Annotated in this window: 7 protein-coding genes; 3 read left to right on the top strand and 4 right to left on the bottom strand. The window is 59.2% G+C overall.

The window, feature by feature from the left end; all coding sequences use genetic code 11:
* Positions 1 to 100 precede the first annotated feature (100 nt).
* Entirely contained in the window at positions 101 to 703 is a 603-nt protein-coding gene (locus M9827_RS14385) for a porin family protein (RefSeq protein ID WP_250605922.1), read from the bottom strand.
* A 143-nt stretch (positions 704 to 846) separates the two neighbouring features.
* On the opposite strand from M9827_RS14385, the gene M9827_RS14380 reads away from it, so the two are divergent.
* Both M9827_RS14380 and M9827_RS14375 read left to right on the top strand, forming a co-directional pair.
* A complete protein-coding gene (locus M9827_RS14380) occupies positions 847 to 1,638 on the top strand; it encodes a dienelactone hydrolase family protein (protein WP_250605921.1) in 792 nt (263 codons plus the stop codon).
* A 146-nt stretch (positions 1,639 to 1,784) separates the two neighbouring features.
* Complete coding sequence (locus tag M9827_RS14375) at positions 1,785 to 2,510, top strand: 4'-phosphopantetheinyl transferase family protein (protein WP_250605920.1); 726 nt, start codon at positions 1,785 to 1,787, stop codon at positions 2,508 to 2,510.
* A gap of 140 nt (positions 2,511 to 2,650) precedes the next feature.
* On the opposite strand, the gene M9827_RS14370 is transcribed toward M9827_RS14375, so the two are convergent.
* A complete protein-coding gene (locus tag M9827_RS14370; RefSeq protein WP_123453378.1) occupies positions 2,651 to 4,261 on the bottom strand; it encodes an ATP-binding protein in 1,611 nt (536 codons plus the stop codon).
* A complete protein-coding gene (locus M9827_RS14365; RefSeq protein WP_250605919.1) occupies positions 4,258 to 4,980 on the bottom strand; it encodes a response regulator in 723 nt (240 codons plus the stop codon). The genes M9827_RS14370 and M9827_RS14365 overlap by 4 nt, the downstream gene beginning before the upstream one ends.
* An 877-nt stretch (positions 4,981 to 5,857) precedes the next feature.
* On the opposite strand from M9827_RS14365, the gene M9827_RS14360 reads away from it, so the two are divergent.
* On the top strand, positions 5,858 to 8,752 hold the full coding sequence (locus M9827_RS14360) for a ribonucleoside-diphosphate reductase subunit alpha (RefSeq protein ID WP_250605918.1): 2,895 nt from the start codon (positions 5,858 to 5,860) through the stop codon (positions 8,750 to 8,752).
* A gap of 171 nt (positions 8,753 to 8,923) precedes the next feature.
* Here the strand turns inward: M9827_RS14360 and M9827_RS27750 are convergent.
* Positions 8,924 to 13,130: beta strand repeat-containing protein (locus tag M9827_RS27750; RefSeq protein ID WP_284676878.1), on the bottom strand; the 4,207-nt coding region annotated here is incomplete at its 5' end.

Genomic DNA, 13,130 nt, shown 5'->3' with positions numbered 1-13,130 from the left:
GAGCCTGCTCGCGAAGGCGATGGCTCAGTCGACCTCTCATCGACTGAACCGGCGCTTTCGCGAGCAGGCTCGCTCCAACATTGAACCTGCTGGCAACGCCTTAGAAATTGTAGTTAGCCGACAGGTAAGTCTGGGCACTGCTGTTCAGATCCAGCGAGCCTTGCTTGCTGCCACCGCTTTCTTTCATTTCGGTGCTGGCGTTGCTCATCAGGTAACGGTAACCGAGTTCGACCGAGGTGTTTTGCGAAACTTGCTGCAATACCCCGAACTGGCCGCCGACGGCGTAACCGATGTCACTGTCGCGGCTGTAGCCTGGCGAATCCTGGGTCAACTTGGTCAGACCGGCCGTGGCACCGCCGAACAGCTTGGTGCTGCCGCCCACCGGGTAGAACAGATCGTAGCTGCCCAGCAGGTTTTCCTGACGCAGTTTAATGCCATTGTGCGAGCCTGACACGTTGTCGTAGGTGGCGTAGTAGCGACCCTGACTGTTTTGCTGACCGAGGCGTACGCCGTAGGTGTTGTTGCCGTCGATGGCGCCGGTGGCGTTCGGGTGGTCGAGGTTATTGTTCAGTGAGTGGGACTTGTCGATCTTGTCGCTGGTCTGGCCGAAGGACAGGCCGGCGAAGTTGGAAGTGGTATCGGCCTGGGCCGCGATACTGGCGCTCATTACGGTCAATGCCAGCAACAGTTTGTTAAAAGTCATGGGTATTTCCTCTTTCACAGTGCTGTTTGGGTATGGCGCAAGGTTACTGACCCTCCCCTGTACCGCCCCTGAACCGTCTCTGAACCTGACCTGAACCAAATGAACTAGGCTGTTTTGACCCTTTACTGTCAGGAGACTCGACCATGCGCCTGTTCCTCGCCCTTACTTTGCTGGCTGTCAGCAGCCTCACTCAGGCTGCGATCAAGACGGAAGAAATCCCCTACCAGAGCGCCGACGGCACGAAACTGATCGGCTACTACGCCTACGACGACGCCGTCCAAGGCAAACGCCCGGGTGTCATCGTGGTGCACGAATGGTGGGGGCTGAACGACTACGCCAAGCGCCGCGCGCGCGATCTCGCCGCACTCGGTTACAGCGCTCTGGCGATCGACATGTACGGCGAAGGCAAGAACACCGAGCACCCGAAAGATGCGATGGCGTTCATGCAGGCAGCGACGCAGGATGCGGCGGCTTCCAGCAAGCGCTTCGAGGCCGGGCTGAATTTGCTGAAGAAACAACCGCAGACCGACGTCAATAAAATCGCCGCCATTGGTTACTGCTTCGGCGGTGGCGTGGTACTCAACGCGGCGCGACAAGGTGAGCCGCTGGCGGGCGTGGTGAGTTTCCATGGCGCGCTGGCAACCAAAACCCCGGCGACGCCCGGCAGCGTAAAGGCGAAGATTCTGGTCGAGCATGGCGCGCTGGACAGCATGGTCACTGCCGACAACGTCACTGCCTTCAAGTCAGAAATGGACAAGGCCGGGGCTGACTACAAGTTTGTCAGTCTGAAGGGTGCCAAGCATGGTTTCACAAATCCGGATGCCGATCGCCTGAGCCATGGTGAACACGGTGGCCCGGACATCGGGTACAACAAAGCAGCAGACGAAATATCCTGGGCGGATATGAAAGCGTTTTTCCAGAAAATCTTTAGCTAACCGCGCCCCCCCTGTAGGAGCTGCCGAAGGCTGCGATCTTTTGATCTTGATGTTTATAAGAGCAAGGTCAAAAGATCGCAGCCTTCGGCAGTTCCTACACGGGTGGGCACTGGTCAGTGTTGGCGCTAACCGGCAAAATGCCCGCCATGAATCTCACCCCCGCCCTCCCCGCCTGCTGCACCGCGCTCGACAGCCACTGGCCGTTGCCAACGGTATTGCCCGACACCGTGCTGCTCACCACCCATTTCGACCCGACCCGACTGCTTGGCGATGACTTTCAGCGCAGCGCCGTCGTTGCGCCGCCGAGCATTCAGCGCTCGGTGGCCAAACGTCAGGCGGAATTTCTCGCCGGGCGGATTTGCGCCCGCGCGGCGTTGCAGCAACTGGAAGGCAGCAGCGTTGTGCCGGCGATCGGTGAAGACCGCGCGCCGATATGGCCCGCGCACATTTGCGGCTCGATCACCCACAGCACCGGACGCGCAGCAGCGATTGTCGCCAACAAGCAACACTGGCGCGGTCTGGGCATGGATCTGGAAAACCTGCTCGACACCGAACGTGCCGAGCGGCTGGCTGGGGAGATTCTGACGCCACCTGAAATGCAACGCATGACGGCCGCCTCGCGGGATCAGTTGGCGCTGTGGGTGACGCTGACCTTTTCGGTGAAGGAAAGTCTGTTCAAAGCGCTGTACCCGATTGTGCAGAAGCGCTTTTATTTCGAGCACGCTGAAGTGCTGGAGTGGACTGAAGCGGGTCAAGTGAGGTTGCGGCTGTTGACGGACTTGTCGGCCGAGTGGCTTAACGGCACTGAACTGGAGGCTCAGTTCGGCGTGCACGGTGGGCAGTTGTTGAGTCTGGTCAGCATTCAGGCCTGAAATCTTTAGCGCCTGTCCGGGCCTCATCGCTGGCAAGCCAGCTCCCACAGGTTTCTGTGTGAACCTTGAAACTGTGCTCACCACGGTCACTGTGGGAGCTGGCTTGCCAGCGATGGGGCCAGCACAATCACCGCAAAGAATTACCGGCGTTCCTGATTACGCGGCCAACTCAGGCTGAAACAGGCGCCGCCCAGACTCTTGCTCTTGCCAATGATCGCCCGGCCGTCGTGCCAGTGAATGATCCGCCGCACAATCGACAAGCCCAGGCCATGCCCGCCCGACGCCCGCGTACGGCTGTCATCGAGGCGCAGAAATGGAGTGAAAATCCGCTCCCACGCCACTTCCGGCACGCCCGGCCCGTCATCCTCGACATCGACGCGGCAGCGCAATTGCCCGACCTGATAACTGACCGTCACCTTCGAACGCGCATGGCGCATCGCGTTGCTCACCAGATTCTGCAGCGCCCGATGCAGATAACGCGGCTCGGCTTCGACCCAGGCATCATCGTTATCCGCCGCAGACAGGCACAAACCACGTTGCACCGTGACTTCGGCGCGCAACGGCGCCAGCTCTTCAATCACCTGATTGACCAGCGCATCCAGATCGATGCGCTGGAAGGTCAGCGCCGGCGAACCCTGCTCCAATCGCGCATAGGTGAGCATTTCATCGACCAGTTTATCGAGGTCTTCGATGTCGTGATCCATGCCTTCGCGGTACTTCTCCAGCGCTTGCGGGGTGGTCGCCGAACCGATCATTTCCAGACCGAAACGCAGACGCGCCACCGGCGTGCGCAATTCGTGGGACACCGCACGCACCAGTTCACGCTGGATCGCCAGCAGTTGCTGCAAGTGCTCGGCCATGCCGTTGAACGCCGACGCCAGACGCCCGACCGAGTCGGCACCGCGCGCCGGCACACGGGTTTCCAGGCTGCCCTTGGCAATCCGCGTGGCCGCCGCTTCGAGGCCGCGTAAACGCCGTTCGAGCTGGCGCACCAACAAATAAACGATGAGGCCGATCAGGGTCAGGCCGAGTGCGGCGATCAGTACCAGCCATTCCGGCGGGTACGGATTCATCTGATACAACGGGCCGATTTCCAGCACCCACGGCGTGCCGACCATGCCAGCGAATACGCGGATCGAATCGCCGCCCTTGCCCAGCGCCATCACCGTGTCGCCTTCGGCCACGCGGCGGCTCTGGTCTTCGTCCATGTCGGCGTCATTCACCGTGACCAGCCGCAGATCGAAACCGAAGCCCTTCTCTTGCTTTATCTGCGCGAGGCGCTTGGGCTGCTCGGCGACCGGCACGCGCACCAGTTCATCGGCCAGCAGGTAAATGGTTGCGCGGGCCAGTTGCTCGCTGATCTGCTGCACTTCCCCCACCAGCACAAGCTGTTCCTTATCGCTGACCATCCGGTAAACCTTCGCCGCGTGCGGCCCGGTCTGCTCGACCAACGCCTGCCCCCGCTGCACGCGAGTGCGCTGGGTCAGATCGAGATCGGTCTCGGCAAACTTCTTCAGCGCCAGCGGAATCCCCAGCAAACGCTCCCACACCAGCAACGCACGATGGCGCTCGGTTTCATTCATCGGCTGCAAGTTGTCGGCCATCAGCGAGAACGTGCCGTGGGCCAGCCGTTCGCGATACTGCTCGCTGCGCACCTGGTTGAGCAGATTGAGCGCCAGCACGCCGAGCACTGCCACCAGAATCAGCGCTGCGCACATGCCGCCGTAGATGCGCAGGAAGATCGAGTTCACAGCGGCAGGTCTACACAGGCTTCGGGAACAAACAGATAACCTTTGCTGCGAATGGTCTTGATCAGGCGTGGATGGTCGGGGTCGTCGCCGATTTTCGGGCGGATGCGCGAGATGCGCACGTCGATCGAGCGATCCTGGCCGTCGTAGCCGATGCCGCGCAGGGCGGTGAAGATTTCTTCGCGGGACAGGATCCGCCCGGCGTTGGACACTAATAGCCAGAGCAGGTCGAATTCGGCGCTGGTCAGCTCGATGCCGTTGTCGCTCAGCCACGCTTCACGCAAGGCGTTGTCGACCACCAACGGGCCGAATTGCAGTCGCCGGGATTTTTCGGCGAGCGGTTCAGGTGTGTCGCTACGGCGCAGCAACGCTTGAATGCGCGCCAGCAACAGCCGTGGGCGCACCGGTTTGCAAACGTAATCGTCGGCACCGAGGTCAAGGCCCTGAATCTGATCGGCATCGTCAGTGCGTGCGGTGAGCATCAGAATCGGCCCGTCATACTGATCACGCACCTTGCGACAGATGCTCAGGCCATCTTCGCCGGGCAGCATCAAATCGAGGATCACCAGATCCGGCTGCTCCTTGATGATCCGCGCCGCCGCCAGCGCCCCGTTGCCTTCGATGTCTACGCGCAGTCCATTGGCTTGCAGGTAGTCGCGCGTCAGTTCGGCCAGTCGCTGGTCATCCTCGACGATCAATACCTGAAAGGCTTGTTGCTCCACCGGTGACCTCTGCTTTCTATTGTTATTAATAAAGGAGGACGATTGCCCGAATCCGCACGATGCCCTGTAGGAGCTGTCGAGTGAAACGAGGCTGCGATCTCTTGATCTTGCTTTTCAAGATCAGGCTCAAAAGATCGCAGCCTCCGGCAGCTCCTACAGGGGTACGCGATATTTAGCGTGATCCTCCCGTCCTTTTGTCATGTTTGAGGAGGATAAGAATGCCTGCGCACCGGCCGATTGTATAAACGGCGTACAGCCAGAACACAAGTCGGTAAATGCGTTCGGACAAGGCAGTTTTTTGTGATAGGGTTCGCGCCCTTAAAAATCCGCTGAAGCGTTTTTCCCGGTGAAAAAACAGTGACAGACGGTCTAACTCAGCAGGTTCGCGGCCTACACGGGAATTCCGGATTTCTTACACAATTTACGCACAGGTTTATCCACAGCTAGTACGTTGCAAGCACCCGTGAAACGCATTATCTTGTAGCACGGCGCAGGGATAGACCCTACATATAGGGTTTTCCGCTTAAACGCCCAACCACATTTCAGACCTGAAACTCAAGCGATTTATTGCCGGTTTCCGGTTGAACCAAGCAAGTTTTTCAAAGCCCAAACCGCACTTGCGGATGGCATCGTTTTTCAGGTTGGAAACGACCGGAACGGTACGGGTGTTGCAGTCATTACTGTCACCCGGGAAGGAATCCGGCTCGAGCCCTGGCTCGCGGCCAAAAACTTCGGCAAGGATGCGGCGTCATTAGCCTTTTTCCTACTGATCCGAAGTTGTTATGCCCGACGCCCGTCGGTTGTAGTGCTTCGGACCAGAACGGTGAGCACCATGATGGTGCCCAAACAAACATAGAGAATGTGGAGATCACCCCCCATGCAAACCGACACAACTCGCGAGAACCCGCAGGGCACCTTGCCGCAGGCCGCTGATTCGACTTCGGATCTGGCAGCCACCGCGCCTGGTCAACTGCGCGTGATCAAGCGCAATGGCACTGTCGTTCCTTACACCGATGACAAGATCACCGTCGCTATCACCAAAGCGTTCCTCGCAGTTGAAGGCGGCACCGCTGCCGCTTCGTCGCGAATTCATGACACTGTTGCGCGCCTGACCGAACAAGTCACCGCGACCTTCAAGCGTCGCATGCCATCGGGTGGCACCATTCACATCGAAGAAATCCAGGACCAGGTCGAACTGGCCCTGATGCGTGCCGGCGAGCAGAAAGTTGCGCGCGACTACGTGATCTACCGTGACGGTCGTTCGAAAGAACGCGCTGCCCACGCGCCGGCCGAAGAAGCGGTCAACGCTCACCCGTCGATCCGCATCACCCGTGCCGACGGCAGCCTGGCGCCGCTGGACATGGGCCGCCTGAACACCATCGTCACCGAAGCATGCGAAGGTCTGGAAGAAGTCGACGGCGACCTGATCCAGCGCGAAACCCTGAAAAACCTGTACGACGGCGTGGCCCTGACCGACGTCAACACCGCCCTGGTGATGACCGCCCGTACCCTGGTTGAGCGCGAGCCGAACTACTCGTTCGTGACCGCCCGCCTGCTGATGGACACCCTGCGCGCCGAAGGCCTGGGTTTCCTCGGTGTGGCCGAAAGCGCCACTCACCACGAAATGGCCGACCTGTACGCCAAGGCACTGCCGGCTTACATCGCCAAAGGTATCGAGTTCGAACTGCTGAACCCTGTGCTGGCCTCCTTCGACCTGGAAAAACTGGGCAAGGCGATCAACCACGAGCGTGACCAGCAATTCACCTACCTGGGCCTGCAAACCCTGTACGACCGTTACTTCATCCACAAGGATGGCGTGCGTTTCGAACTGCCACAGATCTTCTTCATGCGCGTAGCCATGGGCCTGGCGATCGAAGAGAAGCAGAAAGAAGACCGTGCGATCGAGTTCTACAACCTGCTGTCGTCCTTCGACTACATGTCGTCGACCCCGACCCTGTTCAACGCCGGCACCCTGCGTCCACAGCTGTCGAGCTGCTACCTGACCACCGTGCCGGATGACCTGTCGGGCATCTACCACGCGATCCACGACAACGCCATGTTGTCGAAATTCGCCGGCGGCCTGGGCAACGACTGGACGCCTGTTCGCGCTCTGGGTTCGTACATCAAGGGCACCAACGGCAAATCCCAAGGCGTTGTGCCGTTCCTGAAAGTAGTGAACGACACCGCAGTAGCCGTTAACCAGGGTGGCAAGCGCAAAGGCGCTGTGTGTGCCTACCTGGAAACCTGGCACATGGACATCGAAGAGTTCATCGAGCTGCGCAAGAACACCGGTGATGACCGTCGTCGTACCCACGACATGAACACTGCCAACTGGATTCCTGACCTGTTCATGAAGCGCGTCTTCGATGACGGCAAGTGGACCCTGTTCTCGCCATCCGAAGTGCCGGACCTGCACGACCTGACCGGTAAAGCCTTCGAAGAGCGCTACGAGTACTACGAAGCCCTGACCGAATACCCGGGCAAGGTCAAACTGTTCAAGACCATCCAGGCCAAAGACCTGTGGCGCAAAATGCTGTCCATGCTGTTTGAAACCGGCCACCCATGGCTGACCTTCAAAGACCCGTGCAACCTGCGTAGCCCGCAGCAGCACGTCGGCGTGGTTCACAGCTCGAACCTGTGCACCGAAATCACCTTGAACACCAACAAGGACGAAATCGCTGTCTGCAACCTGGGCTCGATCAACCTGCCGAACCACATCGTTGACGGCAAGCTGGACACCGCCAAGCTGCAACGCACCGTGAACACCGCTGTACGCATGCTCGATAACGTGATCGACATCAACTACTACTCGGTGCCGCAAGCGAAGAACTCCAACTTCAAGCACCGTCCGGTCGGTCTGGGCATCATGGGCTTCCAGGACGCTTTGTACCTGCAGCACATCCCTTACGGTTCCGACGCTGCCGTCGAGTTCGCCGACAAGTCGATGGAAGCGGTCAGCTACTACGCGATCCAGGCGTCCTGCGACCTGGCTGACGAGCGCGGCTCGTACGAGACGTTCCAGGGTTCGCTGTGGTCCAAAGGCATCCTGCCACTGGATTCGCAACAGATCCTGATCGAAGCCCGTGGCCAGAAGTACATCGATGTCGACCTGAACGAAACCCTCGACTGGGCACCGGTTCGCGCCCGTGTACAGAAAGGCATTCGTAACTCGAACATCATGGCCATCGCACCGACCGCGACCATCGCCAACATCACTGGCGTCTCGCAGTCGATCGAACCGACCTACCAGAACCTGTATGTGAAATCGAACCTGTCGGGCGAATTCACCGTGATCAACCCGTACCTGGTTCGCGACCTGAAAGCTCGCGGTCTGTGGGACTCGGTCATGATCAACGACCTGAAGTACTACGACGGTTCGGTTCAGCAGATCGAGCGCATCCCGCAAGAACTCAAAGAGCTCTACGCGACCGCGTTCGAAGTGGACACCAAGTGGATCGTTGACGCCGCCAGCCGTCGTCAGAAGTGGATCGACCAGGCCCAGTCGCTGAACCTGTACATCGCCGGCGCCTCGGGCAAGAAGCTCGACGTGACCTACCGCATGGCCTGGTACCGTGGTCTGAAAACCACTTACTACCTCCGTGCCCTGGCCGCGACCAGCACCGAGAAGTCGACCATCAACACCGGCAAGCTGAACGCTGTTTCCAGCGGCGGCAACCACGGCGACGATTCGGTTCTGGCAGTTCCTGCCGGTCCAGCTCCAGTGCCAAAGGCTTGCGCCATTGACGAGCCGGATTGCGAAGCTTGCCAATAAGCTGAGCTGAATCAGGCGTTGCGAAACGCCTGATATTCTCCGGGCAAAAGAAACCCCCGACAGACTTCTGGTGTGTCGGGGGTTTTCTTTTGTCTGGAATAAAAATCGAAGCAAAAAAAACGGCGAAACCCGGTTACAGGTTTCGCCGCTCATTGTGGTTTCAGTGCCTCATCAGACCATAAAGGACTCGGCCATCGCCTGCCCCACTACCGGAATGGTGAACGTATCACCATTGGCGGTAGCGAAGGTTTCGATGGTGTTCGAGCCGGCATACCAGTCCGCAAGAATCACCGCATTGTTCTGCTTGCCGGCATTCCACTCCACAGCATTGAAGATGTAGGCATTGGTGCCGTCGGTCTTGATGATCACATCGGCATACGACTTGATATTCTGCAGCTCGACTCTATCGCTGCCCTGAGTACCATCGTCCTTGATCATGACATTGGTCGAAGACAACACCTTGTAGGTATCGCTGCCCTCACCACCATAGGCATAACCACCGCCGGACATGATCAAGGTATCCGAACCGGCACCGCCAAATAGCTGATACTCAGGCCCATTCCCAACCAGCGAGTCACTGCCGTCATCACCGTAGGCAATACCGGCGTAAACGTTAATGTCGTCGTTACCGGCATCACCATGCAGGATGCTGCCGACATCGTTGTTGGCGCTGAACATGCTGTCGTTGCCATTGCCGCCAAACAGCTGATCCGCCTCGGCCGGACCGCTGCGATCCGGACCGTTGATGGCGTAAGGCTCGTAGTTGCCGCCATAAATCGAGTCGTTACCGTCCCCGCCGCGGATCAGGTCATTGCCTGCGCCACCATAGAGAGTGTTCCAGCCTACGTTACCCGTCAGCGTGTCATTGAATGACGAGCCGTGCAGCCCCTCGATATTGACCAGTACATCGCCGCTCGCATCACCGCCGGTGACTGTATTGGCCTGCAAGTCGACTTGCACCGCTGCCGAACTGCCGATGTACCAGGCTTCATCGGAAACACCTGCACCGCCATCGATAAAGTCAGCGCCCTTGCCACCAATAAACGTCTCGGCGCCGGCACCACCGATCAACGTGTCATTGAATGCAGTACCTTCCCAGTTTTCGATGTTGGTGTAGGTATCGCCTGCGGCGGCACCGGTCAGTGGCTGAGTGAGGTCAAGGGTGATGGCCGAGCTTTCAAAGGCGAAGCTGACCGTGTCGCGCCCGAAAGCACCGTCAAAATTGTTGATTTGATCATTACCGATGAAGGTGTCGTCGCGCCCCGAGCCGACGAACTTCTCGATGCTCTGGAAGGTATCGCCCTTGGCTATTGCGGTGTGCTCGCCAGTTTTGAGATTGATGACCACTCCAACCGGCCCGATGTCGTTATAGCTGACCGTATCGAAACCATCGCCACCGATAAACGTGTCGCCGCCATCGCCCCCCATCAAAATGTCGTCCCCGGCCCCGCCCGTGATGACGTTATCGAGCGCATTGCCTCGCGCCTGGAACATCCCGGTACCGGTATAGGTCAAGCGCTCGATCCCGGCATTCATGAGGTAGTAAGACTGATTGGTGCGCACTTCATCATTACCGCCGCCAGCCAGTTCGATGATCGCGCCATAGTTTGCGTTGTTGAGGACGTAAACATCGTCGCCCAAACCGCCTTGTACAGTGAAACCGGTCGAGTTGGCATTGGCGATAAAGACGTCGTTGTAAGCCGAGCCGATGATGGTTTCGATGCCGTAAAAGCTGTCTCCCTCGGCATCGCCCCCCGTGCCCGTGCCAGAGCCGATACCGGCAGCACCCAATGTCAGCGTCACGCCCTGGGCGGATTGCGAGTAATCCGCCACATCCACGCCCGTAGCACCGTCGAACTTGTCCGCACCGGCACCGGCGATAAATGTATCGGCGTACTGCGTGCCGCGAATCAGTTCGATATCGGTGAAGGTGTCACCTGCGGCGATGCCGCTGTATACGCCCGTCTTGAAATTGAGCGTCACCGCCACCGTGCTGTCGTCATAACTGACGGTGTCCGTACCGGCACCACCGATAAAGCTGTCGGCACCCGCACCGCCCAACAAGGTATCGTTGCCGGCGCCACCAGTGATGATGTTGTCGCTGGCATTACCGCGACCGGTGAAGTTGCCCGTGCCGGTGTAAGTCAGGCGCTCGACGTTGTTGTGCAGCCCCATGCTGAGCTGGTTGGTACGCACTTCGTCGTCGCCGCCGCCCTGCGCTTCGATGATCACCGCCGAGGCACCGGCGTTGACGATGTAGACGTCATTGCCCACCCCCCCCTGCAAAGTGAAGGAGCCGGACGTGGAAGTGGTGAACACATCGTCATACGCCGAACCGATCACCTTCTCGATTGCCGAGAACGAATCGCCCTCGGCGTCACCACCGGTCCCGGTGCCGGTGCCGGAAACCAGCGTCAGGTTGATGGCCGCTCCAGACTGCGAGTAGTCGACGACGTCCATGTTGTCCGGGCCGGCCGTACCGCCGTCGAACTTGTCGGCAGCGGCGCCGGCCATGAACGTGTCACTGTATTTGGAGCCGCGAATGACCTCGATACCCTCAAAGGTATCGCCAGCAGCAATGCCAGTGTGAACACCGGTTTTCTGGTTGATCGTCACGCCTACGGTGGAGTCGTCGTAGGAGACGGTATCGAGGCCCGTGCCACCGATGAAGACGTCCGCACCCGCACCGCCCATTAGTACGTCGTTGCCAACGCCACCGGTGATGATGTTGTTGCCCGCATTGCCTGTACCGGTGAAGTTACCGGTGCCGGTATAGGTCAGGCGTTCGACTTCGGCACTCAAGGTCATGGTGCTCAGCGAGGTGCGTATTTCGTCGTCACCACCACCGGCCAATTCGATGACCGACTGATTGGGCGAGCCGTTGATGATGTACAGATCGTTACCCGCCCCGCCCTGCAACAGGGAGGCTGCGGAGCCGGTGATAAACACATCGTCGAAGCCCGAACCGACGACTTTCTCGATATTGGTAAAGGTATCGCCCTGCGCGTCGCCGCCCTGGCCACTGCCGGCGCCGAGCGTGGTTAGCGTGATGTTCACGGCCTGTGCCGACAACGAGTAATCGACGGTATCGACGCCACCCGCGGTGCCGCCGTCAAAGATGTTGGCCTGCGCGTCACTGAAGAACGTGTCACCGTTCTTGCTGCCACGAATGATTTCGATACCAGAGAAGGTATCGCCTGCGGCGAAGCCTGTGTGTACACCGGTTTTCAGGTTGACCGTGACACCCGCAGCAAGGCTGTCCTCATAGCTGGCAACGTCGTTACCGGCGCCGCCAATCAATTGGTCGGCACCTGCACCGCCGAGGAGCACATCGTTGCCGGCGCCGCCGGTGATGATGTTGTCGCCAGCGTTGCCGGTACCGGTGAAGTTACCCGTCCCGGTATAGGTCAAGCGCTCGACTTCGCCGCTCATGCCCATACTGGTCTGGTTGGTACGGATTTCATCGTCACCACCACCGGCGCCTTCACCGATGCCACCTGTCCACGGACCATTGATGATGTAGACATCGTTACCGGCACCACCACTGACGCTGGTGCTACCAGAGTTGAGGGTAAAGACGTCATCGAACGCCGTGCCGATAACCGCTTCCAGGTTGCTGAAGGCATCACCCTGCGCATCGCCGCCCAGACCGGTGCCGTTGACGCCGGTCAACGTCAGGTTGATCGCTTGCTCGGAGGTGGCGTAGCTCAAGGTGTCATAACCGCCCGCACCATCAAACGAGGTGGCCGTGGCATCGGCGACAAAATTGTCGGTGTAACTGGTGCCACGAAACGCCTCGATACCGTTGAACGTATCGCCCGCCGCCAGGCTGGTGTGAACCCCGGTTTTCAGGTTGATCGTCACGCCGATGCCCTGATTGGCGTCTTCGTAGCTGGCCGTGTCGAAACCTGCGCCGCCAATCAACTGGTCGGCCCCCGCGCCACCGATCAGCACGTCATTGCCGACGCCGCCGGTGATGATGTTATTGCCAGCACTGCCTGTGCCGGTGAAGTTGCCGGTACCGGTGTAGGTCAAGCGTTCGATTTCACCACTCATGCCCATTTTGAGCTGGTTGGTACGGATCTCATCATCGCCGCCACCGGCGCCTTCACCGATGCCACCGGTCCACGGACCATTGATGATGTAAACGTCGTTACCGGCACCACCACTGATGCTGGTGCTACCAGAGTTGAGGGTAAAGACGTCATCGAACGCCGTGCCGATAACCGCTTCCAGGTTGCTGAAGGCATCACCCTGCGCATCGCCGCCCAGACCGGTGCCGTTGACGCCGGTCAACGTCAGGTTGATCGCTTGCTCGGAGGTGGCGTAGCTCAAGGTGTCGTAGCCACCTGCACCATCAAACGAAGTGGCCGCGGCG

Origin of the sequence: Pseudomonas sp. AKS31, assembly GCF_023634765.1 — a bacterium.
Lineage (GTDB): Bacteria > Pseudomonadota > Gammaproteobacteria > Pseudomonadales > Pseudomonadaceae > Aquipseudomonas.
The sequence above is the reverse complement of the archived record's forward strand: the minus strand, read 5'-3'. Positions and strand labels throughout refer to the sequence as shown.

Coding starts and splice junctions, on each gene's coding strand:
- M9827_RS14375 (WP_250605920.1), top strand. CDS start 1,785: ATGAATCTCACCCCCGCCCTCCCCGCCTGCTGCACCGCGCTCGACAGC.
- M9827_RS14360 (WP_250605918.1), top strand. CDS start 5,858: ATGCAAACCGACACAACTCGCGAGAACCCGCAGGGCACCTTGCCGCAG.
- M9827_RS14380 (WP_250605921.1), top strand. CDS start 847: ATGCGCCTGTTCCTCGCCCTTACTTTGCTGGCTGTCAGCAGCCTCACT.
- M9827_RS14385 (WP_250605922.1), bottom strand. CDS start 703: ATGACTTTTAACAAACTGTTGCTGGCATTGACCGTAATGAGCGCCAGT.